We start from the raw sequence: 26,510 nt of genomic DNA on the forward strand, positions 1-26,510 counted from the left end.
TCGATGTCCCGCGCCACCCTGTTATGGGCGGCGTGGCCGGGATATCACGGGGAAACTATTTCTGTGCTGGTAAGCTAGGCATATATGGCGCGAAAGGCTACAGCAGGTCATTGCCGTAGCGGCCGCCGGACCTATTTATACGGCTGTAATGAATACTGAATTTGCACGCGTGCGAGGGCCTGAACGGTTTGCACGGCTGGCTTGAAGACTGGAAATGAGCTGAGGCGATGAGCACAACGACAGGCACGCAAAGGCGGGTAACGCGCGCAGGCGCCGGCGTGTCTTCACGCGCCGTCGCAGCGCTCCTGGGTTGCATGCTGCTGTCGTCCTGCCAATCGGTGATCGAACAGACCTACGAGCCCAAGGTTTCGCCATCCTCCAATCCGCAAATCGTCGAGGAAGTGCAGAAGAACGACCCGCGTGCGCAGGTCGGCGCGCGCGAACATCCGCGCATCGTCGCAAGCTATGGCGGCGAATATCAGGATGAAAAGACCGAGCGCCTGGTTGCCCGTATCACCGGCGCGCTGACGGCGGTTTCGGAAAATCCGAACCAGTCCTACCGGATCACCATCCTCAATTCCCCCGCCATCAACGCCTTTGCGCTGCCGGGCGGCTATCTCTACGTGACGCGCGGTCTCCTGGCGCTCGCCAATGATGCTTCGGAAGTGGCTGCCGTGCTCTCCCATGAAATGGCGCATGTCACCGCCAACCACGGCATCGAGCGCCAGCAGCGTGAAGAGGCGGAGGTCATTGCCAGCCGCGTCGTGTCCGAAGTTCTGTCGAGCGATCTGGCGGGCAAGCAGGCCTTGGCGCGCGGCAAACTGCGGCTGGCGGCCTTTTCGCGCAATCAGGAATTGCAGGCTGATGTGATCGGCGTGCGCATGCTCGGCGAAGCCGGCTACGACCCCTATGCGGCGGCGCGTTTCCTGGATTCGATGGCGGCCTATAGCCGTTTCTCCTCGGTCGATCCCGACAGCGACCAGAGCCTGGACTTCCTGTCGAGCCATCCGAGCGCGCCGCAGCGCGTCGATCTCGCCCGCCGCCATGCCCGCGCCTTTGGGGCGGAAGGGGCCGTGGGCGACCGGGGCCGTGACTATTATCTCGCCGGTATCGACGGCCTGCTCTATGGCGACAGCCCGCAGGAAGGCTATGTGCGCGGCCAGACATTCCTGCATGGCAAGCTCGGCATCCGCTTTGACGTGCCCGCAGGCTTCCAGATCGACAACAAGGCGGAAGCGGTGCTGGCGACCGGGCCGGATGAGACGGCGGTCCGGTTCGACGGCGTGGCCGATGGCCAGAAGCGCAGCCTGACCGATTATATTGCCAGCGGCTGGGTAACCGGCCTGCAACCGGACACGATCCGCGCCGTGGAGATCAACGGGCTGGAGGCGGCAACGGCGCGGGCATCGGCCGAGCGCTGGGATTTCGACGTGACCGTGATCCGCATCGACACGCAGATCTACCGTTTCCTCACCGCCGTGCCGAAGGGCGCACCGAGTTTGGAGCCAACCGCCAACGTGCTGCGAACCTCCTTCCGCCGCATGACACCACAGGAAGCGGCGGCGTTGAAACCGTTGCGTATCCGTGTCGTCACCGCACGGCCCGGCGATACGCTGGCAACGCTGTCGGCCCGGATGATGGGCACCGACCGCAAGCTCGACCTCTTCCGCCTGATCAATGCCATGCAGGTGACCTCGACGGTGAAGCCCGGCGACAGGGTGAAGATCATTTCGGAATGAGGGCTCAGCCCCAGGTCAGCGGGTCGAGCCGGAGATAGAAGCCGAGGCGGCCGTCGTCCTCCGTCAGGCCGTTAATGCCGAACAGGATCTGCCGGGCGCTTTCGGCCTGCTCTCTGGTCTCCCAGCTTTCCCGCGCATTGGCCAGCATCAGCGCAAAGTCGGCATGGCGATCGGCAAGGCCGAGACGGCCGAGATCGATGAGGCCGGTGCATCGCAGGGTCTCAGGATCGACCATGAAATTCGGCATACAGGCGTCGCCGTGGCAGATCACGAGATCAGCCTTTTCCTGCTCAAGCCGCTGCGGCGCCTCCGTCTCGATCTCGGCGAGAAGTCCTGCAGGCGGACGGCCTTTGTCTTGCGGGGAGAGGAACTCCGGATTGACGGCATTACGGCCGACAACATCGCGCGCGGTCGCCACCATGTCAGCAAGGCGGCGGGAAAAGGGGCAGGACGCTACCGGCAGGCCGTGCAGGGCTTTCAACGTTTCGGCCATCGATGGCCAGGCTTTCAACAGGTCTGCTGCCGGAAGCGCGCTTGCGGGAATACCGGGAACCGCCGAGAGGATAAGGGCTGCGCCATCGTCGTTTTCGATCCAGTCCAGCACGCGCGGCGCGCCAATGTTGGTCTTTGACAGCCATTCGACCCGCCGCCGCTCTTGCGCCAGCGCTTTCCGGCGGGCGGGGCCGGCAATTTTCGCATAACGGTTTGCATCATCGCTGCGAAAAACGGCATCGCCGGATTCACCATGGCTGACGGGCTGCCATCCGGCGCTTGAAGGCAGGAAAGACGGGAGGTGAAGCGGCATGGCGGGAATGTCCTGAGCGAAGGCTTCCGAGGAAGGTCTTTGATTTAGGAATGCTCCGTTTGAGGATCAATGCCATGCGTGCAAAGCCGTGCGACAGGCTGCGGGCGAGAGGGGGAATGCTGTTATCTACATTTAAAGCTGAGACCCGGAGCTTGGGTCTTTGTTAACGTTTGCCTTCGAGATGCCGGAGTATTGCGGTTATGAGGTCCGGCGTGCAATGCGGCTGCCGCTTGCGCTCAAGGTGCCCCTGGCGGCGTAAAATGCACGCTTGTGCTCGTACATCAGCGTGTCGGCGCGCTGGACGAGGGATTCCATGGATTCGCCCTGTTCGCTGGTGGCGACGCCGAAGGACATGGTGAGCGGCGCGCTCGAGTAGAACTGGTTGTTGATCTTCAGGAGCTCGTTGATCGTGTCCATGATCGCGGCCGCTGCCTTGTTGTCAGCGCCCGGCAAGAGGACGGCGAATTCGTCGCCGCCGATGCGGGCTGCATGGTTGGGCTGTGACACCGCGCCATTGAGGATTTCGCCGAACCGGCGCAACAGGGCATCGCCGGCATCATGGCCGAGCTGATCATTGGCTTCTTTCAGCCCGTTGAGATCGATGATGATCGCCGAAATCGGGCGCAGCGACTTGCGCTCCAGCCGGTTGATCTCCTCGGCATAGAAGGCGCGGTTGTAGAGCTTGGTGAGCACATCGTGCTTGCCGAGATATTCGAGATAGGCCTCGGCCTTCTTGCGCGCGGTGATATCGGTGAGCGCGACCTGGACGCGGGCCCAGTCGTGTTCGCGGCCGGGGAAGACCGAAAAATGCAGCAGAATGTGCCGCTCCGACCCATCCAGCGCATAGTTGATGACTTCGCGGTGGTGGAATAGGTTGCCGTTCCAAAGTTCGATCAGCTGCTCGCGGAACGGCTTTTCCATGTCGCCCCGGAAGATGTCGCTGAGCCGCTGCAGCAGCGTCATGCGGTCTGATGCGCAGAAGAGGTCGAGCGTGGCCTGGTTGACGTCGATGACGCGGATTTCGCTCATGCACTGCGTGACGAATTCCGGATGGACATCCATGAAGGTGCGGAAATCGACGATGCCGCGGGCGCGGATATCCTCGATCAACGTCTTGATGCGGCTGAAATCCTCGATCCACAGCGAGACCGGCGAATGCTCGAAAATGCCTTCGGCATAGAGCCTCTGTGTGATCTCGGCCCGGCGCGCATCTTCGCGCGCGGTAATGTCTTCGGTGGTCAGCAATATCTTGGCAAGCGAGCCCTCATGGCCCGGCATGACGGCGCCACGAAGCTGAATATCGAGCCGGCGGCCTGAAAGCGTGTAGTTGACGGTGGTGCTGGAAAACGCCAGCTTTCCGTCGAAGAGGTCGGCCAGTTCGTTGATATGGGTTTCGAGCATGTCGTCGCGGAAGATCTGCGCCACACCGGCGCGAAGATGATCGACGTCATCGGCCTCGAAGAGCTCGAGCGTCTTCCGGTTGACATCGATAACGCAGATCAGCGTGGAGCATTGCGCGATACGCGAAACGTCGTCGCGCAGGAAGGTACGGATATCGGTGATCCCCTGTGATCGCCAGATATCGAACAGCGATTTGACCTCGCTGAAATCCTCAATCCACATGGCAATCGGCGCAAGATTGAAGACGCTGGACTCGAATGTGTCTTGCATTGTGCCACCTGAAAGCGAGCCGGTTAAAGATGTGCAACCGGCAGAGATATGCGTATCCACAGTCTTACCCGCGAAAGGTAAACCGCGTCTTGATTGCTGCATCACAACATTTGAGGGTGGGAGTGCGTTGTGGCCGAATTTGGCCCTTACAGCTCGGGTTGAATAGCCTTACCCGGCAGAGGAGGGGTTGAGATTACCGAAAGGCTATTTTCTAACTTTCCTGCAGCTTATGCTGGAAACTGAACGGTTTGCTAAATTCTCCCTTTCCTTCTCCCCTTGGATCCAGGGCAAGCTCACAACTAGACTCAAGCCAGCCAAGTCATTGATCTGAAATAGTCTTTTGACCCGACGGACGTCGGATCACTGTATCCCCGCCACAGGGGCGAGGATGACGGAGGGTGGGGAGCTTTCACCGCGCCGTAGGTGCGCTCACGCTTGGCGGTGAGCGCCGCTTTGTCTCTTGGCGGTGAGCGCCGCGTTGTCTAGTGGCGCATGGCCAGCACCGGGGCTTCGGCGACCAGGGCTACTTTCAGCTTTTCCAGGGCGCGGGTTTCGATCTGGCGGACGCGTTCCTTGGAGATGCCGAGGTCGGCGCCGAGTTCTTCCAGCGTGGCGCTGTCTTCGCAGAGACGCCTGGCGCTGATGATCTTCATCTCGCGCTCGTTCAGCTGGCAAAGCGCGTGGCTGAGCCAGGTGCGGCGGCGCTCGCTGTCGATCATGTCGGAGACCTGCTCGTCGGGCAGGGGGGCGTCGCAGGCGAGAAGGTCGAGGCGCTCGCCGCCGTCGGATTCACCAGAGGATGAAATCGGCGCCTGCAGCGATGCGTCATTGCCGGAGAGGCGCGCGTCCATGGTCTGCACATCAGCAAGGCTGACGCCGAGCGCCACGGCGATTTCCTCATGCACGGCGCGCGCCGTTAGCTGGCGGTCGCCCTGGGCGAGCTTGGCGCGCAGGCGGCGCAGATTGAAGAACAGGGCTTTTTGCGCCGACGAGGTGCCGCCGCGCACGATCGACCAGTTGCGCAGCACATAATCCTGCATCGAGGCACGGATCCACCAGCTGGCATAGGTGGAGAAGCGGACGTCGCGGCTCGGCTCGAACCGGGCTGCGGCTTCCAGAAGGCCGATATGGCCTTCTTGGACGAGATCGCTCATCGGCAGGCCGAAATTGCGGAACTTGGAGGCCATGGAAATCACCAGGCGCATATGCGCCATGGCGATCTTGTTGCGGGCATCCTGGTCCTGGTGGTCTTTCCAGGCCAAGGCCAACGCATGTTCCTCATCCCGTGCGAGATAGGGTGCCGCCATGGCGATCTTGATCATCCGCCGGTCTGCTGAGAGATTTTTCATCGGCTACTCCATGACGGGCACGAGGCGTGCCGCTGAACGATAGGTCGATAGGTAATTCGGGATTTCCAACGCCTGGTGCTTGACCAGAATTCGAACCGCCCTACTTCCCGTTAAGATCCGAGGCCGGAGAGAGTGGCCGCGGCTGCCCGGATTTGCGCAAGGCACATAATCCGGACGCTTTCAAACGCGCGACCTGACGAAAAGGTTCCCTGCTGCGCTGCCGTATTTTTGCGGCGGCGGGCATTTTTTTGCTGCGTGGCTGTGTTCGCGGCGAACAGCACAACCAGCGCGCGTTGCCTGGTCCGCTCGAATCACCTTGAGAAGCAAAAAGTGAAATCCGTCCTGCATTTAGCCTCAGCATGGCGGGCAAATCTTGTGTGACGTGATGATTGCTGCTTGCCGGAAAAGTTAAAAAAGCGTTAACTTTTGATGGTTGTCCCCATAAGTTGCCTGTGAGTTAGTTAAAGACAGGGCTTGGACGGGATTCCTGTTTGTCCGGCACGGGTCTAGAGTCGCGTTATGAAAACACTATCCATCGAGGTGCGCCCGGGCGAGCCGAGGGACGCCATGTCCATATCGGACGTGCACCGCGTCTCGTGGCTGCAAGCCTATGGCGGCCTCATTCCACACAAGCCGCTGACCCAGATGGTGCATCGGCGCGACCATGCATGGTGGCGCAAGGCGACGCGCGGACCCTCGACGCTGCTGGTCGTCGAAGTGGCCGGCGTCATCGCCGGTTATGCGACCTTGGGCCTCAACCGTTCCCGCTCGCTGCCGCAGGAAGGCGAGGTCTACGAGATTTACCTGCGGCCGGAATATCAGGGCATCGGCCTTGGCCGCATCCTGTTCGGCGAAGCCAAAAGCCTGTTGAAATCGCTGGGCTGCCAGGGGCTGGTCGTCTGGTGCCTGGAAGACAGCCACCATGCCGACCGTTTCTTCCGCATGGCCGGTGGCCGCGATATCTGCGAGGGCATGGAGGATTTCGGCGAGAAGAACCTGAAAAAGATCGGCTATATCTGGGATTGATATTTTTGCCGGTCTTCAGGGATTTCGGAAGGAATGGCTGGGATCGGTTGCGAGCGCGCCGCGCACCCCATGAAAAACCGCCTTATCTTTAGCGCAAACAAAACCCGCAGCATTTGCATCGGCGACCTGACGGGCCAGCAGGTTCGGCTCCGGATTTGACAGCGCATCGACATAGCCGACGACACAGCCCTTGCCATCGCTTGCAGCAACTTTCGAAATGACGAGAACCTGGCCGGTATCGGCGGGGGCGGGGCCAGGCTGCATGACGCCGGAATTGGAGATGAACCAGCGCTGGATGGCTGCCACCGGCAGTCCGCTAACGTTCAACCGCCATTCGATCGTCCGTCCCGTATAGTTGTAGGCGCCAAAGGTCTCGAACGTGCCTTTGATAAAGGCTTGAGCCACCTTGCCGTAAAGAATGGCCTGGCGCAGTTCGACCTCCGTATAATAGACGGGATAATCGGTGTAACCTTTGCACATCAGCATGATGGCGCCGCCCGGTTCGTCGTCGCCCGACAGCTGTTTGCAGTGATCGGTATCGAGTGTCGTGTAGACGCTCTCATTGGCGCGGGCAGCCTGCGGCACGGCGATGATCAGGGCCAGCGATGCGAGAATGCAGACATGCTTCATCCTGGATGCTCCTGTTCACCGATCCTTCATATCCGGCACGAATATCCGCTGAAACGTCGCATTTTTCGGACGAAAACGAAAGTCATGTTGCGCCGCGTCATGTTTCCCGTTATCGGACTTGCCATCCGAAAAACTGGCCCGTGGGGGAAAACTCATGCGTATTGATGCAATTTCGATTGGAAAGAATCCGCCTGAAGATATCAACGTGATCGTCGAGGTTCCGGTTGGCGGGCATCCGATCAAGTATGAAATGGACAAGGAAGCCGGTACGCTGGTGGTCGACCGTTTCCTCTACACGCCGATGACCTATCCGGGAAATTACGGTTTCGTGCCGCACACGCTGTCGGAAGACGGCGATCCGATCGATGTGCTGATCGCATCCACCCGTCCGCTGGTTCCCGGCTGCGTCATCAACGTGCGCCCGATCGGCGTCTTGATGATGGAAGACAATTCCGGCAAGGACGAAAAGATCGTCGCCGTGCCGAACTACCAGCTGACCAAGCGCTACGACAAGGTGAAGGACTATACGGACCTTCCGGAAATCACCCTGCAGCAGATCGAGCATTTCTTCGAGCACTACAAGGACCTGGAGCCCGGCAAGTGGGTGAAGATCTATGGCTGGAAGGATGTCACCGTTGCCCAACAGCTGATCCTCGAAGCTGTCGAGCGCGCCAAGGGCGAGAAGTAACAACCCTGCTGGGAATGCGGCCTCTTTCGTTTAAGAGGGGCTTTTTGTGAGTTTTGGGCGCGTGGCCCCCTCATCCGGCCCTGCGGGCCACCTTCTCCCCGGTGGGGAGAAGAGGGAGGGTGGGGTGGCCGCCGCTCCGTAAAAGAAAACCTCCGGATTGGGTGATCCGGAGGTTTTTTGTTGTTAGGGGTTCAAGCTTGGGTTCGAAGGCTTGGGAACGGTTAGCTGAGCAGGGCGGCAGCAACGGTGGTGTTGAGGAAATACCAGAGGAAATAAAGGATGACCAAGACGACCAGCGGCGAGAGATCGACGCCGCCCATATTGGGCAGCACGTTGCGGATCGGCCGGTAGAGCGGTTCCGTCAGCTGATAGAGCGAGCGGCCGATCATGTTGATGGCGTTGTTGTTCACGTTGATGACGTTGAAGGCATAGAGCCAGGAAAAAATCGCCGAGGCGATGACCAGGAACCACGCAATGTTGATGATGAAATTCAGGGTCGCAATGACAGCAAGCATGCCGGTCTCCAATTCGTTGTTGACAGACATGTAGACATTGACGACTAAACCGGCAAGTCCGTGCTTTCGCTATGGGCCAAACATGTTTAATACGGCGGGATAGCCTGCCGTTGTTCGGAAAGATCGCCGCATGTCCGTCCTTCAGGGTGCTGACCGGTTCGCCGCGTTCCGGCATGTCTCCTACGCCCGTTTCTTCTTCGCCCGCTTCCTTGCATCCTTCGCCATCCAGATCATCAGCGTCTCGGTGGGCTGGCAGATGTACGAGCAGACACAGAACACGCTCTATCTCGGCCTGATCGGCCTTTTTCAGTTCCTGCCGTCGCTGCTGTTGATCCTGATCACCGGATCGGTGGCCGACCGGCATTCGCGGCGCATGATTGTCTCCATCTGCATAATCATCAGCGCACTCTGCGCGGCGGCGCTGCTGGGGCTGACCATCGCGGATGCGTTTTCGCCCTGGCCGGTCTTTGCCATCCTGATCGTCTTCGGGATCGAGCGCGCCTTCATGGCGCCCGCCGTGCAGTCGCTGGCGCCCAACCTTGTTCCAGCCCGGGATCTCGCCAACGCCATCGCCTGGAATTCCTCTTCCTGGCAGACGGCTGCCATTCTCGGCCCCGTCGCCGGGGGCCTGCTGTATGGGCTGAGCGCGCTAGTCGCCTATTCCGTAGCGCTTGCCTTCCTCGTCCTGTCGGCCGTCCTCGTCTTCATGATCGAGAAGCCGGCGCAGCATAGTCTCAGCGAACCGCGCGACTGGACCTCGGTTCTGGCCGGGTTCAGGTTCATCCGCTCGGAAAAGATCGTGCTGGGGGCGATCTCGCTCGACCTGTTTGCGGTGCTTCTGGGCGGTGCCGTGGCGCTGATGCCGGTCTTTGCCAGCGAAATCCTGATCCTCGGGCCTCTCGGTCTTGGCCTGTTGCGGGCGGCGCCCGGCATCGGCGCGATCCTCGTGGCGGTGACGCTCGCAGCCTACCCGATCCGCCACCATGCCGGCCGGCTGATGTTTGCCGGAGTGGCGCTGTTTGGTCTCGGCACGGTGATCTTCGGCCTGTCACAGGTTGCCTGGCTGTCGATCATGGCGCTGATGCTGATGGGCGGGGCGGACATGATTTCCGTCTATGTGCGCGAAACGCTGATCGCGCTGTGGACGCCGGATGCGGTGCGCGGCCGGGTCAATGCGGTCAACATGGTGTTTGTCGGCGCGTCGAACGAACTGGGCGAATTCCGCGCCGGTACGATGGCGCATTTCATCGGGGCTGTCCCGGCCGTCGTCATCGGCGGTGCCGGTACGCTGGCGGTCGCGGTGATCTGGGCGCTCGGCTTTCCGCGACTGCGCAAGATCGATTCGCTGGATGCGCCGGATCGTTCTGTTTCGGGGTGATCATCGCGTTTGCGTGCGTGGTTGGCACCCCCTCTGCCGGCACTGCCGGCATCTCCACCGCAAGGGCGGAGAGTGGCGGCACGCTTTTATGACCGGTCAGGCCGCCGCGATGGTGCGCCGATCATAGGTCCTGTCGTCGAAAAGCATGTCACTTTTCCTCGTGCGCGGTTGCCTCCTCCACGACGTCGAGCTTGGCGGCCACCTCCTGCCGCTTGATGATCCGGTCCCTGCCGGATACGCCGAGCAGGTCAGCGATCCGCCAGACCACATGATCCTCCATCTCGCTGCGCTTGCCATCGGCATAGACAATCTCCCACAGCATACCGATCAGGTCTATCCGCTGCTCCTCGGAAAAATGCCGCTTGATGTCGGAGGTGAAGCGGAAGAAATCGATGGCCTGGCTTTCGGCGGTCTCGCCGGCGGCAATCAGGGCGTCGAGCGACGCATCGTCCAGCTGATAGTGGTCCTTGACCATCGAGCGTATTTTCTTGCGCTCCTTCTCATGGACCTCGCCATCGGCCTCCATCACCTGGATGCAGAGGGCGGCGATGGCAATGCGGGGATCACCGGGCTCGATAACAGGCGTTCCACTGCCGGTCAGGCCGTCGAGGAAAGTTCGAAAACGTTCAAACATGGTTTTCCGTTAAAGATCGGGGTTTCTCAAAACAGGCGAAATGTGGTCTTTTCCAAAGGCTTGCTGGCGTCTTCGCGCACGCCGGGATCATCCGGCGGGCGGCCGAAGAAGGGCTCGACGACCGTCTCCACCGGCTTGCCATCTGCAGTCGTCTTGCCGTCGCTAACCTTGGCCGGGACCGGTTTTGGCTCCGTCTTCACCGTCTGCGGCACGATGACCGATTCGCTCGGGGCCGGAACGGCGATGGTCTTGACCACCGGCTCCTCCGGTTTTTCCTCGACTTCGATAACGTGGCGGGGGGCGTCGCTGGGTAAGGCGGAGGTCACGTCCTGTTCCGGCTGCGGCTCGTCCTTTGGTTCCGGGCGATGATGGACGATGGCCACCGGCGGCAGGCTGCGGATCGCCTCATCGGCGGCATCCGGCGTGCCGTCCTCGATCGGACCGGCAATCTGGGCGACCGGCTGTTTCCATTCGAACGCATCGAGGCGGCCGCTGACGGGCGAGACCGGCAGCCATTCGGGTGCGGTGACGCCATCTGCGGTCCAGGCGGGGTCACGCGGGCTTTTCAGTGCCTGGTTCATCCAGTGGCGGATCCGGCCGTCATCATTGGTATCGGCCTCCTCGATATCGGCGAGCAGCAGAAAGATGCTTTCGCTCGGCTGGATCCGGGCTGCGGCTTCCGCCTTGGAGCGGGCAAGCGGCAGCTGGCGGGCCTCGAGCGCGCTTTCGGCAACGGCTGCCAGCGCAACCGCGTTGTTGGGGCGCAGCGCCTCCAGCTTGCTGGCGCGCTTCAGCCGGTCGGTGGCGGAATCGCCGCTGCGGGCGCGGACATAGAGCTTGGCCACGTCCGGATGCGGGTCCTGCTTCCAGAGCTTTTCCAGAATGCCGGCGCCCTTGCGCAGGTTGTCCTCGCGAAACAGCGCCTTGGCGGCGATGAGGCCGGCGGGGACCAGATCCTCGGCCAGCTTCAAGGCGGCCTGCGCATCGTCGCGGGCCCCCTTCGGATCGGCCTCCAGCTTTTCAGAGGCGCGCGCGGTCAGCAGCACGGCTTTCTTGCGGTCGGCCTCCTTGCGTTCGATGACATGCGCCGTGCGGCTCTGGTCGAGCAGGCGGATGGCCTCATCCCACTGGCCGGTCTGGCTGCGGTAATCGAGCGCAGCCAGCGTTGCCCAGGGCAGGTGCGGCGCCTTGTCGGCGGCGCGCTCGGCATATTGGCGGGCCGCCTCGTTGGCGCCCAGCCGCTTGGCTTCGAGATAGAGACCGCGCAGGCCGAGTTCCCGGGTTTCCGGATCGTCGGCCATCAGCTCGAATTTCTTGCGGGCGTCGTCATATTTGCCTTCGATCAACGCGGTCTGGGCTTCGAGCAGATGGATCAGCGGTTCCTGGTCGGCGCTCAACAGTCCGCGCGTGCGGGCGGTCATCTTGCGGGCAAGGGCGCTATCGCCGGCGCCGGCGGCAATCAGGCCGGACGAGAGCGCCTGATAGCCACGGTCGCGCTTGCGGGCGCGGAAATAGCGGGAGATGGAATGGGGCGAGAGCCAGACGACGCGCACGAGCCAGACCGCAATCAGGATGGCTGCGATCAGCGAGGCAAGCAGCGTTGCCGCCACCATCAGGCTCATTTCGATGCGTTGACCCTGCCAGATCAGCGACAGTTCGCCGGGACGGTCGGCAAGCCAGGCGAAGCCTGCGCCAAGGGCAAGGACGATGAGAACATAGAACAGAATACGGATCATGAACTCTTCCTTAGCCCTGGTTGGCCGTCATCGCGCCGGCAACGGTGGCGTCGATCAGACCCTCGACGCGGATGCGCTGGTCCAGCTTGGTCTTGAAATCGGCACCGGCGGCCTTGGCAGGCTCCGGCAGGGTATCCCATTCCAGGCTCGCGCCCTTGAGATCGCCATTGGTGAGCCTGTCCTCGATCCGGGCGACGACGGCCTCGGGGCCTTCGCCCTCGACGCTGCCGACCGGGCGGACGCGGATGGCCGAAGAGGCGCTGTCCATTAGGCGGGAAAAAACGCCCTGGTTGGGATCGGTGTGACGGGTCGCCTCAAGCATCGCATCGGCAACATCCGGGAAATCGCGGACCAGATCGGCGCGCGGCACGACCCCGGTTTTGGCATCCTCGGCAAGGCCCGTGACGGCTGCGTCTGTGGCGGCAATGCTCTTCAGTGCATCGAGTTCGGCCAAGAACGGTCCGCCGCGGTCTATCGCCGTCTTCAGCGCGGTGACGGCGATGGCGCGCGCGAGCTGCACGTCGCTTGCCGGTTCGTCGATCTTCTTTTCGGCTGCATCGAGGCGGGTCGAAAGCTCGGATTTAGCGGCTTGCGTCGATTGCTGCGCATCGGCAAGCGCCGATTTCAGCGTAGCGATCTCGCCCGTCAGGTTGGTGATCTGGGCATCCAGGCCGGAGACATCGGCGGCCGCGCCATTGCCGGCTTCGGCTGTTTTCTTTTCCAGGTCGGTGATGCGGGTTTCCAGCGGGCCGAGATCGGCCGTCGCTGCCGGGGCGGATGCCAGCTGCGCCTTCAGCGCCTCGATATCGCCGACAAGGCTCTGTTCGACGGCGCTATTGCCCGGCCCAAGCGAGGGCAGGATGCCGGCATATTGCAGGCCGCCAGCACCCAGAAGCGTGATCAGGCCGCCGAGAATGCCGGCAGCAAGCGCACCGGAATTCGACACGCGGCGCGGCTCGGAATAGGCCGGGCCTGCGGAGTGTTGCGTTGCGGTTGCAGCCGGTGCCGGTTCCTCGGCAAAGGCGGCCGCAGCGGCTTCGGCGCGGGCTTCTTCCTGTTCCGCTTCGGCTCTCGCAGTTGCGGCATCCAGAATATCTTCGCGCACCGGCGCAGCGGTTTCGCCGAGAGCGGTCTGGGCGTGATCCGGTTCGTCCTTTATCTCAGCGGGATGAATGTCCGTTGCGGCCGCTTCGCGCTCTGCGGCTGCGTTGCTGTCATCGGATCCTTCCGGTGGCACAGCGGTGGCATCGAGGTCGATCGTCAACGGCTCCTGCCCGGACTTCGAGCGGCGCGGAGGATTTTCCGGTCCCATGATGATCTCTTTCCGTTATCGCATGAACTTGGCGTACTGTCTTAAACCTAGACACGCGGCATGGATAGGGAAAGCCCCCAAGCGACAATTCCTTGACCGGACTGTGGTAACGCGCCGCAGACCGCTTGGTGCTGACGCAATCAGAGCAGGGCGAGAAGGGCGTCTTCGGAGGGTTGCGAGGCGACGGCAACCGGGCCGAAACCGGGCGGTACAGCGTCTGCCACATGCTGACTGAGGCAGATCAGCCGCATGCTGGACAGCGTGGCTGCCGTTTGCGGAGACAGCAGCGCGAAAAAATGCCGCGCGGTTTCATGCGAATAGAGCAAAGCCAGATCCGGTACGGGCGGACGCAGCACCTTTCCGACCATTTCAGGCGGGTGGGCGATGGCTGACATGCGGTAGGTTTCGGCTGTGCGGCAGGTAATGCCTGCGGCCTCCAAGCCTTCTTCGAACGCTGGAGAGCGCGGCCATCCGGCGAGATAGACCAGGCCGGCGGGAAGGCTTGCCGATGCACCGGCGGCGATGCCTGCCAGCGACACTCCGGTTCCATCGCCGGTGATCACCTGCCGGAAGCCCAGGCGCTGCGCCGCCAGCGCCGTCGCCTTGCCGACACAATAGACCGGTGTTTCACCATGCGGCGCGACACGGTCACGATAGGGTGCCAGTGCCCGGCAGGCTTCGGCGCTGGTGATCGCGATGGCGCTGTGGGGATGGCTGAGCGCCTCCAGCGCGGCCAGGGGCTGATGGGTGGCTTCCATGACCGGCAGGAGAATGGCGGTGTGGCCCATTGCTTCCAGCCTTGCCGCCGTCACCGCTGCCGCCGGCTGCGGCCGGGTGACGAGAATGCGCAAGGGACCCGGTGCGGCGACAGGCATGGGCTCAGGCCCAGCTCGAAAAGAAATCCGGTCCCGCATCGATGCGGATATCGTCCCCGGCCTTGGCGCCGAGCTGTTCGGCATCCGACGCCTTGCCTTCGGTGGACACGCGGAAATATTCGCGCCCGTCCGGGGTCAAGACCATGCCGGAAAAGCGGATGTATTCGCCGTCCGAGACCGCGTAACCGGCGATCGGCGTGCGGCAGGAGCCGTCAAGCGTCGCCAGAAATGCCCGTTCGCAAGTGACGGCTTCGTGGGTTCTCAGGTGGTTGACCGGTTCGAGCAGCGCATTGATGGCGGCGTCGCCGATGCGGCTCTCAATACAGATGGCGCCCTGCGCCGGGGCAGGCGGGAAGCTTTCGGGATCGAGCAGTTCGGTCGGCACGTCTTCCTTGCCAAGCCTTTTCAGCCCGGCAAACGCAAGCAGCGTCGCATCCACCTGGCCTTCTGCCAGTTTCCTTAGCCGGGTATCGACCAGGCCGCGATAGGTGATGACGTTGATATCCGGGCGCAGGCGCTTGATCAAAGCCTGGCGGCGCAGCGACGAGGAACCGATGGTGGCGCCCTCAGGCAGGTCGAGCAGCTTAGCGGCGGTGCGGCCGACAAAGGCATCGCGGGCATCTTCGCGCGGCAGGTAGGCGGAGAGGAACAGGCCTGTTGGAAGTTTGGTCGGCATGTCCTTGGAGGAATGCACGGCAAAATCCAGCCCGCCGGAGATGAGCATATCCTCCAGTTCCTGGGTGAAAAGGCCCTTGCCACCGATTTCCGACAGCGAGCGGTCGGTGATCCGGTCGCCCATGGTCGAGAGCACGACGATCTCGAACATTAAAGCGGGAAGGCCATGCGCCGCCATCAGCCGGTCCCGTGTTTCATGGGCCTGCGCCAGCGCCAGCGGGCTGCCCCGCGTGCCGATCCGGAAAGGTTTTGTTTGCATCCACTGCGATCCGTTGTTACCGGAGTTCCGTGTAACCGCCTTTCCCCGTGACCGCAATATTCGAGTCCCATCGCCCATGCCCGCCCCCTTGCGCATTCTCGGTATCGAAACAAGCTGCGACGAAACCGCCGCTTCCGTCGTATCGCGCGATGAAAACGGCCATGGCGAAATCCTGGGTGACGTGGTTTTGAGCCAGCTGGAAGAGCATAGCGCCTATGGCGGCGTCGTGCCCGAGATCGCCGCGCGCGCCCATGTCGAGGCGCTGGATACGCTGATCGAGGAGGCGCTGTTGCGCGCCGGCGTCACGCTTTCGGATATCGATGCGATTGCCGCCACAAGCGGGCCCGGCCTGATCGGCGGGCTGCTGGTCGGCCTGATGACGGGCAAGGCGATGGCGCGCGCTTCGGGAAAGCCGCTCTATGCCGTCAACCATCTGGAGGGCCATGCGCTGACGGCGCGGCTGACCGACGGGTTGGCCTTTCCCTATCTGATGCTTCTGGTTTCCGGCGGCCATACGCAGCTGATCCTGGTGAAGGATGTCGGCTCCTACGAGCGCTGGGGCACGACGATCGACGATGCGCTGGGCGAGGCCTTCGACAAGACGGCAAAGCTTCTCGGCTTGCCCTATCCGGGCGGACCGGCGGTCGAACGTGCGGCAAAAAGTGGCAATCCGGACCGGTTTTCCTTTCCGCGCCCGCTGGTCGGCGAGGCGCGGCTCGACTTTTCGTTTTCCGGCCTGAAGACCGCCGTTCGCCAGGCCGCGCAGTCGATCGCGCCGGTGAGCGAGCAGGACATCGCCGATATCTGCGCCTCTTTCCAGAAGGCGATTTCGCGCACGCTGAAGGACCGGATCGGCCGGGGGCTTGCGCGCTTCAAGGAGCAGTTTTCCGGGACTGTGGCGCATCCCGCACTTGTGGTCGCAGGCGGGGTCGCCGCCAACCAGGCGCTGCGATCCACGCTGCAGGAACTCTGCGACACGAACGGCTTCCGCTTCATCGCGCCGCCCTTGCAGCTGTGCACCGACAATGCGGCGATGATCGCCTGGGCGGGCGCCGAGCGCATGGCGGCGGGATTGCCGGCCGATGATCTCGATGTGGCGCCGCGCTCGCGCTGGCCGCTGGATGCGGATGCAAAGGCCCTGATCGGTTTCGGCAAGCGGGGAGCAAAGGCTTAGATGGCGGACCTTGCGCGGACAGATCGTATCGTCGTCGTCGGTTCCGGCGCGTTCGGAACTGCGCTGGCGGCGGTTGCTGCCGCATCCGGCAAGGTGCCTGTGACGCTGCTGACCCGCCGCGAAAGCATTGTCGAGGATTTCAGGCAAACCGGCCGCAACGACAGCGCCCTGCCGGGCATCGACCTGCCGGGCACGCTCGATGTTTCCGACGATCCGGTGGTGCTGGAGGGTGCCGGTATCGTGCTCTTCGCTATGCCATCGCAGGCGCAGCGTGAGGCCGGGCGTTCGCTGCATGGTTTCATCGGCAAGGGTGCCGATGTGGTGATCTGCGCCAAGGGCATGGAGCGTGCCAGCGGCCGGTTGCTCACCGATGTCGTCGAGGAAGAATTGCATCTGCAGAATGTCGCCGTGCTGTCCGGGCCGGGTTTTGCCGCCGATATCGCCAAGGGTCTGCCCACCGCGATGGTGATTGCGGCCGGCACGATCGAGCGGGCCGCAGTTCTGGCCGAAGCGCTGTCGGGCGCGACATTCCGGCTTTATCCGTCCGCTGACCGCATCGGCGTGCAGCTTGGCGGCGCGTTGAAGAACGTGCTGGCAATCGCCTGCGGCATTGTGGAAGGCGCAGGCCTTGGGGATTCGGCCCGGGCGGCGCTGATTGCGCGAGGGCTCGCTGAAATGTCGCGCTTCGTGGCGGCGCGTGGCGGCGAGGCCGGTACGGTGCGAGGTCTTTCCGGGCTCGGCGATCTCGTGCTGACGGCCACCAGCCATCAGTCGCGCAATCTGCGCTACGGCATCGCGCTCGGGCAAAGCGGCAGCGCCAAAGGGCATTCGGGAGAGCTGGTCGAGGGCGCGTTTGCCGCCTCGGTCGCCGCCGATGTCGCCCGCAGTCTCGGCGTCGATATGCCGGTGACCGGGGCGGTTGCCGATATCATCGATGGAAAGATGGATGTGAGGACGGCGCTGGAACAGCTGATGTCGCGGCCAATCACCCAGGAATAATCACCTCTCAAAAACGGACAACCAAGGAGAAGACCATGCTGTTTGCGGTTCTGTGCACGGACAAGCCGAATGCCCTGCAGGTGCGGATGGACGCCCGTCCCGAGCACGTCGCGTTTCTGAACGATCTCAACGCCAGGGGCGAACTCGCCTTTGCCGGACCATTCCTCGACGATGCCGGCAAGCCGAACGGCAGCCTGGTGGTTATCCAGGCCGAGACGATCGACGATGCGCGGGCAATCGCGGACGCCGACCCCTATGCCAAGGCCGGCCTGTTTGCCAATGTCGATATCAAGCCCTGGAACTGGGTCTTCAACAAGCCGGAGGCTTGAGCGTGGGTTACTGGCTCTACAAGTCCGAACCGTTCAAATGGTCCTGGGCGATGCAGAAGGACGCGGGCGCCAAGGGGACCGAATGGACCGGCGTGCGCAACTATCTCGCACGCAACAACATGCGGGCGATGCAGATCGGCGACAAGGGCTTCTTCTACCACTCCAACGAGGGGCTGGAGATCGTCGGGATCACCGAAGTCTGCGCGCTGTCGCATCCCGATTCGACCGCCGAGGGCGATCCGAAATGGGACTGCGTCGATATCCGCGCCGTCTGCGACCTGCCGACCCCGATTTCGCTCAAGGACATCAAGGCCAATCCGAAATTCGAAAAGATGGCTCTGGTGACGTCGATGCGGCTGTCGGTCCAGCCGGTCACCGAGGAGGAATATCTGGAGATCTGCCGGCTGGGCGGGCTGGATAATCCGCCGCGGTGACTTTTTGCGATCGGCTATGATGGCTGGGACAGGATTCCCTATGGACGGGGAAAGCCGGCGATTTCCTCTTCTCCCCAGCGGGGAGAAGTGCCGAGCGTAGCGAGGCGATGAGGGGGCGTTTCGGCAAACTCAGAAGCCTATGGAGGTGGCCTTCGGCCCCCCTCATCCGGCCCGTTGGGCCACCTTCTCCCCGCTGGGGACCGTTGCATAATCGTCGAATTGACTGATGTGGCCGCAGGATAAGCGAGTTCTTTTGCCCTGGCTCGGTCGCCTGAGCAGGTTCTGGGCCGGTTAGGGGTGGTTTTTTCAGTTTCTGGGCGCGGTGCGGCCTTGGTCAGGTGGCCATTGTCACCCAGCGGCGCATGTTGAAGGCGATGGCGGCCATCAGCACCTGCGCTTCCGCCTTGGCAAGGCCACGATAGCGGATCAGGCCAAGACCCATGCGATGCTTGAGCGTGGCGAACGTCGTCTCGACGGCCGCCCGCCGCCGCGATATCAGCCGGTTGAACTGTTCAAGCCGCGGCGGCAGAGCGCGATGGTGACGGTTGGGCCGGCGCATCAGCCGTGGCTTGATGCCCTTGTCCTTCAAGGTCTGTTCGCGGGTATGGGTATGATAGGCGCTGTCGGCCATCACGCAGGCCTCGTCGCCGATGATCAGGCGGTCAGCGACGATGGTGTCGTTGACATTGGCCGGCGTGGTGACAATCCTGCGGATCAGGCCGGAACCTTCATCGACGCCGACATGGGCCTTGTAGCCATAGGCCGAACCGGCCTTGCCCTTGCGCAGGGTGAAGCGGGCATCCGGATCGCTCGGCGCCGCACGCTTCAACCGGCCGGTAGGATCGTCGCGGTCCATGCCGGAGATCGCGGCATCGAAGTCGCGATTGCGGCCTTCGGGCGGCCTTGCCGCCGTCGTTTCGATAACGGTCGCATCCAGCATCGTGCCGCGCCGCAGGATCAGGCCGGCGGCATCCAGTTGCCGGTCGAGTTCGGCAAACAGCGTGTCGAGCAGCGCTTGGCTGACCAAAAGGTTGCGGAAGCGGCAAAGCGTCGAATGATCGGGAACCGTCTCATCCAGCGCAAGGCCGACGAAACGCTTGAACGACAGCCGGTCGCACAGCGCTTCCTCAAGTTCCATGTCGGACAATCCGTAAAGCGACTGCAGCAAAAGCGCCTTGAACATCACAATCGGCTTGTAGGCCGGACGGCCGGCGCTCTTGTCGTCACGCAGACGGTTGAGATGCTTCTCGAAACGATACCACTTCACCAGCGACGACAGCCGCTCCAGACGACCGGCACCCTTGCCTTGCGGCATCAGCGCATCCACAAAACTGAACTGGCCACCATTCCGAACCGACATCGCACCATCTCCGCTGCTCGTAACAACAGAGAATCACAACCACAGAATTTTGCAACGGTTCCCGCTGGGGAGAAGAGGGACCGTCACCCCATCGGCCAATCAACCGGAAGACTGATCACGCGCGAAAACCGATCCCGAAACCTTCATCCGTGACAATACGGACATCATGGCGCCGCCGCATGTGCCGGAAATCCGGTTGCATCTGGCGAGCGAAGCCCATGATCTGTGGCTGAAGACGGAGGAGGAGCTGGAGGAGATCGGTTTGCCGCCGCCGTTCTGGGCGTTTGCCTGGGCGGGCGGGCAGGGGCTGGCGCGGCATGTTCTCGATCATCCGGACCTGGTTGCGGATAAGCATGTGATCGACTTTGCCTCCGGCTCGGGTCTCGTGGCAATCGCGGCGATGAAGGCGGGGGCGGCGTCCGTGCTGGCCGTCGATATCGATCCGTGGACCGAAACGGCGATCCGGCTCAATGCCGGACTGAACGGCGTTGATGTTTCCTCGGCGGGACTGGACATGATCGGCACCGGGCGCGATGCGGATGTCTATCTGGCGGGCGATGTCTTCTACGACAAGGCTTTTGCTGACCGGATCGTGCCCTGGCTGAGCGCGCTGGCAAAAAGCGGTGCCGATGTTCTCGTCGGCGATCCCGGCCGCGCCTATTGCCCGCGCGACCAGATGCAGATGCTGGCGACCTACCAGGTGCCGGTGACCCGGGCGCTGGAGGACAGCGAAGTCAAGAAGACCACGGTCTGGCGGTTTCTATAGGGGTGCCGGAGACTGCGGCACCGGCTGATCCTGACCGTCCGTCACCTGCGGATGACGCAGACGCCGGATTCCCAGGAGCAGGCGCGGCCGGCGGTCGAGGGGGTGACGCGGATGATTTTTGGGCGTGCGGCAGGATAGGTCATGCCGGTATCATCGGAATAATAGCCGTAACCGTTGCGCTCCGAGCGGAAATAGGTGCCGTTGCCGGGATCGGTCCAGGCGGAAAGGCCGCCGAAATAGGTGCCGCCATTGGCATGCGACGGGAAACCGTCCTCGCCATAGGAATGGTCCCAACCGTTCCGGCGCTGGCTGCGATCGTTGCGCACGCGATCGTTTCGCACTCTGTAGTCGCGCACGGGAATGGTGGGGTCGTAGCGGTCGCGTCCATAGCGTGGTGCAAAATGACCGCGATTGGAGTGGCGCCGGTCGAACCGGAACCGGTCATGGCGGCGATCGGAGCGATCCCAGCGCGCTCTGCGGTCGCGGCGGTCGAAATGATGATCGGCAGTCACGCCGGAAATGGCTTCGTGGCGGCTGCGGTTGGGGCGATGGTCATGCGATCGTTCGACATGCGGCCGGCGGACATGGTGTCTCTCGCCGTTGCGATCACGCGCTTCGGTAAAATTGGCGAACGAGAGGATCACGGCGAGCGCCGCAATCACGACTTTTGTCGCATTCTGCATGATGATTGCACGCATTCCTGCAGCCCTCCGGATGGTTCTTAACAAATCCTTAAGAACCAATGTGGGGCAGGTGCCGGAGAAAGTCACGGATTGCCTTGAATTTTCACGGCTTATCGTTAACGCGGCGGCCAGAGGCACCCGCCAGGCCGTCCTGTTTTCGCCTAATCGATTAAATTGATTTTGCAGTGCAAACACACTTGTCGTTCATCAATATGGTGATTAAACGTCGGCTGACTGAATTGCGCACAATCAGGTGCAATACCGGATGAAAATAGTCCAGTTTTTGGGCATCTTTCCGGGTCTTCCGTGAGGTTCAGATGACGAATGTCACCAAAAGCCGGCCGCTTTCGCCGCATTTACAAATCTATAAGCCCATTCCGACCATGGTCATGTCCATTGTGCACCGCATCACCGGTTGTGCCCTGTACTTCGGCACGGTGCTTGTCGCCTGGTGGCTGATCGCCGCTGCCAGCGGGCCGGAATATTATGACTGGGCCATGTGGGCCTTCGGTACGATCATCGGCCAGCTCATTCTGTTTGGTTATACCTGGGCGCTGGTGCATCATCTGTTCGGGGGTCTGCGGCACTTCGTCTGGGATCTCGGTTACGGGTACGAAAAGCATTTTGCGACCAAGCTTGCCATTGCCAATCTGATCGGCTCGGTCGCGGTGACCGCGCTGATCTGGATCGTCGGCTACGTGGTTCGCTGAGAGGACAAGAATTCCATGGATATGCGTACTCCCCTCGGCAAGGTTCGCGGCCTCGGTTCGGCCAAGGAAGGCACCGATCATTTCTGGCGCCAGCGGCTGACCGCCGTTGCCAACGTGCCGCTGATCATCTTCTTCGTGCTCTTCCTGATCAAATATGCAGGCGCGCCCTATGCCGAGGTTGTCGTTGCCTTGTCGAATCCCTTCGTGGCGGTGGTCATGGGTCTGGTCGTCCTCTCCGGCCTGATCCATATGAAGCTCGGCATGCAGGTCGTCATCGAGGACTATGTCCACGGCGAAGGCGCCAAGGTCGTCCTCGTCATGCTCAATACATTTTTTGCGATCGCAGTTGGCGGGCTCTGTCTTTTCGCCATCCTGAAGATCGCGTTTGCAGGGTAATTCAAAATGGCACCCACCTCATCGCCTGTTATCAACGGCCACGCCTATGATTATGTCGATCATGCCTATGACGTGATCGTCGTCGGCGCCGGCGGCGCCGGATTGCGCGCCACGCTCGGCATGGCCGAACAGGGCTTCAAGACGGCCTGCATCACCAAGGTTTTCCCGACGCGCTCGCACACGGTTGCGGCCCAGGGCGGTATCGCCGCATCGCTGACCAATATGACGCCGGATAGCTGGCAGTGGCATCTCTACGATACGGTCAAGGGTTCCGACTGGCTCGGCGATGTCGATGCCATGCAATACCTGACCATGGAAGCGCCAAAGGCCGTCTATGAGCTCGAACATTACGGCGTTCCGTTCTCGCGCAATGCCGAGGGCAAGATCTACCAGCGGCCGTTCGGCGGCCACATGCAGAATTACGGCGAAGGCCCGCCGGTACAGCGCACCTGCGCCGTTGCCGACCGCACCGGCCACGCCATTCTGCACACGCTCTATGGTCAGTCGCTGAAGAACAATGCCGAATTCTTCATCGAATATTTCGCGCTCGACCTGATCATGTCGGATGACGGCAGCCGCTGCACCGGCGTCGTCGCCTGGAATCTTGACGACGGCACGATCCATCGCTTCTCGGCCAAGATGGTCGTTCTGGCGACCGGCGGCTATGGCCGTTCCTATTTCTCGGCAACCTCTGCCCATACCTGCACCGGCGACGGTGGCGGCATGGTGGCGCGCGCGGGTCTTCCGCTGCAGGACATGGAATTCGTCCAGTTCCACCCGACCGGCATTTACGGCTCAGGCTGCCTGATCACCGAAGGTGCGCGCGGCGAAGGCGGCTATCTCGTCAATTCCGAAGGCGAGCGCTTCATGGAGCGCTATGCGCCGTCGGCCAAGGATCTGGCCTCGCGTGACGTCGTGTCGCGCTGCATGACGCTGGAAATCCGCGAAGGCCGCGGCGTCGGCAAGAACAAGGACCATATCTACCTGCATCTCGACCATCTCGACCCGGCCGTTCTGCACGAGCGTTTGCCGGGCATTTCCGAGAGCGCCAAGATCTTTGCCGGTGTCGATGTCACGCGCGAGCCGATCCCGGTCCTGCCGACCGTTCACTACAATATGGGCGGCATTCCGACCAATTATTGGGGTGAAGTGCTGAATGCCGACGGGGAAAATCCCGAGCGCATCCTGCCCGGCCTGATGGCCGTCGGTGAAGCCGGCTGCGCCTCCGTGCACGGGGCAAACCGCCTCGGCTCCAATTCGCTGATCGACCTGGTGGTCTTCGGCCGCGCCGCCGCAATCCGCGCCGGTGAAGTCATCGACCGGGCGGCTCCCATTCCGGCGATCAACGAAAAAGCCTGCGAAAAGATCATGACGCGCTTCGACAAGCTGCGTTTTGCAAATGGCTCGACGCCAACAGCGGTGCTGCGTGAAAAGATGCAGCGCACCATGCAGGACGACGCCGCCGTGTTCCGCACGCAGGAATCGCTGGAAAGCGGCTGCCAGCGGATGAGCGCCATCTGGCAGGAACTGAGCGACGTCAAGGTCACCGACCGCTCGATGATCTGGAATTCCGACCTGGTGGAAACGCTGGAACTGGAAAACCTGATGGCCAATGCCATCGTCACCGTTTATGGCGCCGAAGCCCGCAAGGAAAGCCGCGGCAGCCACGCACGCGAGGATTTCGTCGATGGCCCGTTCGGCGGCCGCGACGATATCAACTGGCGCAAGCATACCCTGTCCTGGGTGAACGAGGCCGGCGAAGTCAGGCTCGACTACCGACCGGTTCATACCGAGCTTCTGGCCGAGGGCATCGATCCGAAAAAGATCGAACCGAAGGCGCGTGTGTATTGAGGGTGTTTGTGGCAGGATAAAAACAAGGACCAGATCCGCGAAGGACCCTGATATGGGTGAAATGAATATCAGAATTGAGGACGAACTGCGCACGAAGATAGAAGATTTGGCGAAGAGCAATGCACGTTCGCTCAACGCGGAAATTTCCGATCTTCTGACAAAAGCCGTCAACTATGAGCGCCGCCAGGAGAGCTTTGCCGACATAGCGCGAAGGATCGCTGCCATGACGCCGAAGGATGTGCCGCAAACCGGCAGCCTGGAGATGCTCAGAGAGGATCGCGATCGGTGATCCTCGTGGTTGATGCCTCCGTGGCCGTGATGTGGTTCATTAAGGAAATGGGGCACGACAAAGCTTTGGCGCTTGCCGAACATGGGAACATCTTGATTACCCCTGACCTTATCTTTCCCGAGGTCGGCAATGTTCTTAGACGGAAAGTGCGGCAGGGCCTGATATCGGAAACCCAGGCATCGATGGCGGTGCAGAGACTTCCGGATGCTTTCAGGCGAATCGTGCCGTGTGCGGATTTGATCGACAATGCCTTTTCCATGGCATCGCAGCTCGATCATTCGGTTTACGACGCGCTTTATCTGGCCTGCGCGATGGTGCAGCCGGATGGAAAGCTGGTCACGGTGGATGAAAAGTTCAGAGCCAAGGCCACCGCTGCCGGGTACGGCGAGAAAATTTTGAATTTGGACGCAGCTTACGCGCTCGTCACGACGTCACAGGAAAACGATAATGGTTGAACTCGCTCTCCCCAAGAATTCGACGATGACCGAAGGCAAGGTTTGGCCGAAGCCGGCCGGTGCCACCAATACCCGCGAGTTCCGCATCTATCGCTGGAGCCCGGACGACGGCAAGAACCCGTCGATCGATACGTTCTATATCGATGTCGATGATTGCGGCCCGATGGTTCTGGATGCGCTACTCTACATCAAGAACAAGATCGACCCGACGCTGACATTGCGCCGCTCCTGCCGTGAAGGCATTTGCGGGTCCTGCGCCATGAATATCGACGGCACCAATACGCTGGCCTGCACCAAGGGCATGGACGAGGTGAAGGGTACGGTGAAGGTCTACCCGCTGCCGCATATGCCTGTCGTCAAGGACCTGGTGCCGGATCTTACCAATTTCTACGCCCAGCACCGCTCGATCGAGCCCTGGCTGAAGACGGTCTCGCCGACGCCGGCCAAGGAATGGAAGCAGAGCCATGAGGACCGCCAGAAGCTTGACGGTCTCTACGAGTGCATTCTGTGCGCCTGCTGTTCCGCCTCGTGCCCGAGCTATTGGTGGAACGGCGACCGCTATCTCGGTCCGGCCGTGCTGCTGCAGGCCTATCGCTGGCTGATCGACAGCCGTGACGAGGCCAAGGGCGAGCGTCTCGACAATCTGGAAGATCCTTTCCGTCTTTATCGCTGCCATACGATCATGAATTGCGCCCAGACCTGTCCAAAAGGTTTGAACCCGGCCAAGGCGATCGGGGAAATCAAGAAGATGATGGTGGAACGGCGGGTTTAGTTTTGGTTGTTGCTTAACTGAGGCGATGCGGGCTGGGCTTCCACCCCCCTCTGTCACTGCGTGACATCTCCCCCGCAAGGGGGGAGATTGTTCTTTTCCCGGGCTTGCCCCTTGAGGAGGAAATGTCGGCGTCGCCGACAAAGGGGGATGGCCGCATACGCTAACCGTGCACTGGACGCTCAAAGCGCGCTCCAAGCGTCCGCTCCATCCGGCAACCTCGCGACGCACGGTTCCAACCGTTTCAATCATGCCACAGGTCTCAAAGATTCCGCCGCATCTTGATTTTAAAGTTAGTTTTAAGCTAATTCCGCCTATATTCCCCTGGACAAAGCGATAGCAGAGATGATCGGGAGCAAAAACATGCGGACAATACATGCGGTGGCGGGACTGGCCGTGGTGCTGGCGCTGGCTGGATGTCAGAGAACGTCCACGAGCGATTTCGGTGGAAACCCCGTTTCGCCGGCTCCCCTGCAGGCGCAGCCCGTGCCGACGGTGTCGTCGGGCCAGCTGGCTGCACCCGGCGATACATCGCAGTTTCCGGCAGCGCCCGTCAGCGGCACGGCTGCGGTCGGTGGTGTTACGACACCTGGCGGCACCGAGGTTGCAGCGGCGACCAATGCGCTTGATGTGACCAAGGAATCGATGGTCGGCAACTGGCGTGTGGCGAACGGCGGCAGTTCCTGCGACATGTTCCTGACGCTCACCAATCTCGGCAGCGGCTCGCGCGGCGGCACGCGCGGTTGCGCTGGCGAACTGACGGCAATGGGCTCCTGGGAAGTGGCCGGCAAGCAGGTCGTGCTGAAGGACCGCAACGGCAATCCGCTCGCCCGCCTGTTCAAGACGGCCGATGCCCGCTTTGACGGCTCGACGAATGGCGGCCAGCCGGTCAGCCTCAGCCGTTAATACAGCAGCCCGGCTCCAGCCGGGCTTTTTCTTGCCGTCGTTTCCGACGTAGAACCGGTAAAGCGCGTGCCCAATCCACAAGACAGTATTTCGCGAA

28 protein-coding genes are annotated in these 26,510 nt (G+C 61.9%); 16 read left to right on the plus strand and 12 right to left on the minus strand.

Translation table 11 applies throughout. The features are described from left to right. The first annotated feature begins 227 nt into the window (after positions 1–227). The gene (locus PYR65_RS03075) at positions 228–1,739 is read left to right on the plus strand and encodes a M48 family metalloprotease (protein ID WP_456238689.1); all 1,512 of its coding nucleotides are present in this window, start codon (positions 228–230) and stop codon (positions 1,737–1,739) included. A gap of 4 nt (positions 1,740–1,743) precedes the next feature. Here the strand turns inward: PYR65_RS03075 and PYR65_RS03080 are convergent, their stop codons facing one another. The 3 genes from PYR65_RS03080 to PYR65_RS03090 all read right to left on the minus strand — a co-directional run bounded on the left by PYR65_RS03080 (position 1,744) and on the right by PYR65_RS03090 (position 5,564). After that, positions 1,744–2,544 carry an APH(3'') family aminoglycoside O-phosphotransferase gene (locus PYR65_RS03080; RefSeq protein WP_276119859.1) on the minus strand — a complete coding sequence of 267 codons (801 nt, stop codon included), beginning with the start codon at positions 2,542–2,544 and terminating at the stop codon, positions 1,744–1,746. Positions 2,545–2,742: 198 nt separating this feature from the next. Further along, complete coding sequence (locus PYR65_RS03085; RefSeq protein WP_276119860.1) at positions 2,743–4,215, minus strand: sensor domain-containing diguanylate cyclase; 1,473 nt, start codon at positions 4,213–4,215, stop codon at positions 2,743–2,745. Positions 4,216–4,697: 482 nt separating this feature from the next. Next, a complete protein-coding gene (locus PYR65_RS03090; protein WP_060638993.1) occupies positions 4,698–5,564 on the minus strand; it encodes an RNA polymerase factor sigma-32 in 867 nt (288 codons plus the stop codon). 519 nt (positions 5,565–6,083) lie between these two features. Between PYR65_RS03090 and PYR65_RS03095 the strand changes: the two genes are divergently transcribed. Then, positions 6,084–6,590 (plus strand): GNAT family N-acetyltransferase, encoded by a 507-nt coding sequence (locus PYR65_RS03095; protein WP_060638995.1) that lies wholly within the window; start codon positions 6,084–6,086, stop codon positions 6,588–6,590. 15 nt (positions 6,591–6,605) lie between these two features. Here PYR65_RS03095 and PYR65_RS03100 read toward each other — a convergent pair whose 3' ends face one another. After that, entirely contained in the window at positions 6,606–7,220 is a 615-nt protein-coding gene (locus tag PYR65_RS03100) for a hypothetical protein (protein ID WP_276119861.1), read from the minus strand. 154 nt (positions 7,221–7,374) lie between these two features. Here PYR65_RS03100 and ppa point away from each other — a divergent pair, with 154 nt between their 5' ends. Continuing rightward, a complete protein-coding gene (gene ppa / locus PYR65_RS03105; protein ID WP_060638997.1) occupies positions 7,375–7,908 on the plus strand; it encodes an inorganic diphosphatase in 534 nt (177 codons plus the stop codon). A 221-nt stretch (positions 7,909–8,129) separates the two neighbouring features. On the opposite strand, the gene PYR65_RS03110 is transcribed toward ppa, so the two are convergent. Further along, positions 8,130–8,423, minus strand: a complete 294-nt coding sequence (locus PYR65_RS03110; RefSeq protein WP_113241811.1) for a YggT family protein — start codon at positions 8,421–8,423, stop codon at positions 8,130–8,132. Positions 8,424–8,553: 130 nt separating this feature from the next. Between PYR65_RS03110 and PYR65_RS03115 the strand changes: the two genes are divergently transcribed. Further along, the gene (locus PYR65_RS03115) at positions 8,554–9,801 is read left to right on the plus strand and encodes an MFS transporter (protein ID WP_276119862.1); all 1,248 of its coding nucleotides are present in this window, start codon (positions 8,554–8,556) and stop codon (positions 9,799–9,801) included. Between the two features lie 148 nt (positions 9,802–9,949). On the opposite strand, the gene PYR65_RS03120 is transcribed toward PYR65_RS03115, so the two are convergent. The 5 genes from PYR65_RS03120 to hemC all read right to left on the minus strand — a co-directional run bounded on the left by PYR65_RS03120 (position 9,950) and on the right by hemC (position 15,292). Further along, complete coding sequence (locus PYR65_RS03120) at positions 9,950–10,435, minus strand: tellurite resistance TerB family protein (protein ID WP_276119863.1); 486 nt, start codon at positions 10,433–10,435, stop codon at positions 9,950–9,952. A gap of 26 nt (positions 10,436–10,461) precedes the next feature. After that, complete coding sequence (locus tag PYR65_RS03125) at positions 10,462–12,171, minus strand: heme biosynthesis protein HemY (protein ID WP_276119864.1); 1,710 nt, start codon at positions 12,169–12,171, stop codon at positions 10,462–10,464. Between the two features lie 10 nt (positions 12,172–12,181). Next, positions 12,182–13,483 (minus strand): COG4223 family protein, encoded by a 1,302-nt coding sequence (locus PYR65_RS03130; RefSeq protein ID WP_276119865.1) that lies wholly within the window; start codon positions 13,481–13,483, stop codon positions 12,182–12,184. A gap of 140 nt (positions 13,484–13,623) precedes the next feature. Further along, complete coding sequence (locus PYR65_RS03135) at positions 13,624–14,358, minus strand: uroporphyrinogen-III synthase (protein WP_276119866.1); 735 nt, start codon at positions 14,356–14,358, stop codon at positions 13,624–13,626. 4 nt (positions 14,359–14,362) lie between these two features. Continuing rightward, entirely contained in the window at positions 14,363–15,292 is a 930-nt protein-coding gene (gene hemC, locus PYR65_RS03140; protein WP_276119867.1) for a hydroxymethylbilane synthase, read from the minus strand. Positions 15,293–15,368: 76 nt separating this feature from the next. Between hemC and tsaD the strand changes: the two genes are divergently transcribed. The 4 genes from tsaD to PYR65_RS03160 are packed head-to-tail and all read left to right on the plus strand — an operon-like array spanning position 15,369 to position 18,228. Continuing rightward, positions 15,369–16,466 (plus strand): tRNA (adenosine(37)-N6)-threonylcarbamoyltransferase complex transferase subunit TsaD, encoded by a 1,098-nt coding sequence (gene tsaD / locus PYR65_RS03145; protein ID WP_276119868.1) that lies wholly within the window; start codon positions 15,369–15,371, stop codon positions 16,464–16,466. Continuing rightward, positions 16,467–17,465, plus strand: a complete 999-nt coding sequence (locus PYR65_RS03150) for an NAD(P)H-dependent glycerol-3-phosphate dehydrogenase (RefSeq protein ID WP_276119869.1) — start codon at positions 16,467–16,469, stop codon at positions 17,463–17,465. A 35-nt stretch (positions 17,466–17,500) separates the two neighbouring features. Further along, positions 17,501–17,794, plus strand: coding sequence for a YciI-like protein (locus tag PYR65_RS03155; RefSeq protein WP_276119870.1), 294 nt, complete (start codon positions 17,501–17,503; stop codon positions 17,792–17,794). Positions 17,795–17,796: 2 nt separating this feature from the next. After that, complete coding sequence (locus PYR65_RS03160) at positions 17,797–18,228, plus strand: EVE domain-containing protein (RefSeq protein WP_276119871.1); 432 nt, start codon at positions 17,797–17,799, stop codon at positions 18,226–18,228. 334 nt (positions 18,229–18,562) lie between these two features. On the opposite strand, the gene PYR65_RS03165 is transcribed toward PYR65_RS03160, so the two are convergent. Next, entirely contained in the window at positions 18,563–19,588 is a 1,026-nt protein-coding gene (locus PYR65_RS03165; protein ID WP_276118622.1) for an IS5 family transposase, read from the minus strand. A gap of 166 nt (positions 19,589–19,754) precedes the next feature. Between PYR65_RS03165 and PYR65_RS03170 the strand changes: the two genes are divergently transcribed. Then, positions 19,755–20,354, plus strand: a complete 600-nt coding sequence (locus PYR65_RS03170) for a class I SAM-dependent methyltransferase (RefSeq protein ID WP_276119872.1) — start codon at positions 19,755–19,757, stop codon at positions 20,352–20,354. A 41-nt stretch (positions 20,355–20,395) separates the two neighbouring features. Here PYR65_RS03170 and PYR65_RS03175 read toward each other — a convergent pair whose 3' ends face one another. Next, on the minus strand, positions 20,396–21,052 hold the full coding sequence (locus PYR65_RS03175; RefSeq protein WP_276119873.1) for a hypothetical protein: 657 nt from the start codon (positions 21,050–21,052) through the stop codon (positions 20,396–20,398). A gap of 302 nt (positions 21,053–21,354) precedes the next feature. Between PYR65_RS03175 and sdhC the strand changes: the two genes are divergently transcribed. The 7 genes from sdhC (at position 21,355) to PYR65_RS03210 (ending at position 26,413) form a co-directional block, all read left to right on the plus strand. Continuing rightward, entirely contained in the window at positions 21,355–21,747 is a 393-nt protein-coding gene (sdhC, locus tag PYR65_RS03180) for a succinate dehydrogenase, cytochrome b556 subunit (RefSeq protein ID WP_276119874.1), read from the plus strand. A gap of 15 nt (positions 21,748–21,762) precedes the next feature. Beyond that, positions 21,763–22,143, plus strand: a complete 381-nt coding sequence (gene sdhD / locus PYR65_RS03185; protein WP_060639011.1) for a succinate dehydrogenase, hydrophobic membrane anchor protein — start codon at positions 21,763–21,765, stop codon at positions 22,141–22,143. 6 nt (positions 22,144–22,149) lie between these two features. Beyond that, complete coding sequence (sdhA, locus tag PYR65_RS03190) at positions 22,150–23,994, plus strand: succinate dehydrogenase flavoprotein subunit (RefSeq protein WP_276119875.1); 1,845 nt, start codon at positions 22,150–22,152, stop codon at positions 23,992–23,994. 52 nt (positions 23,995–24,046) lie between these two features. After that, positions 24,047–24,283, plus strand: a complete 237-nt coding sequence (locus PYR65_RS03195; RefSeq protein ID WP_060639013.1) for an Arc family DNA-binding protein — start codon at positions 24,047–24,049, stop codon at positions 24,281–24,283. Next, complete coding sequence (locus PYR65_RS03200; protein ID WP_276119876.1) at positions 24,280–24,738, plus strand: type II toxin-antitoxin system VapC family toxin; 459 nt, start codon at positions 24,280–24,282, stop codon at positions 24,736–24,738. Before PYR65_RS03195 ends, PYR65_RS03200 begins: the two co-directional genes overlap by 4 nt. Continuing rightward, entirely contained in the window at positions 24,731–25,510 is a 780-nt protein-coding gene (locus PYR65_RS03205) for a succinate dehydrogenase iron-sulfur subunit (RefSeq protein ID WP_037097354.1), read from the plus strand. The genes PYR65_RS03200 and PYR65_RS03205 overlap by 8 nt, the downstream gene beginning before the upstream one ends. Before the next feature lie 360 nt (positions 25,511–25,870). Continuing rightward, on the plus strand, positions 25,871–26,413 hold the full coding sequence (locus PYR65_RS03210; RefSeq protein WP_276119877.1) for a protease inhibitor Inh/omp19 family protein: 543 nt from the start codon (positions 25,871–25,873) through the stop codon (positions 26,411–26,413). Positions 26,414–26,510: the final 97 nt, after the last annotated feature.

This window comes from Pararhizobium qamdonense, from assembly GCF_029277445.1.
Lineage (GTDB): Bacteria > Pseudomonadota > Alphaproteobacteria > Rhizobiales > Rhizobiaceae > Pararhizobium > Pararhizobium qamdonense.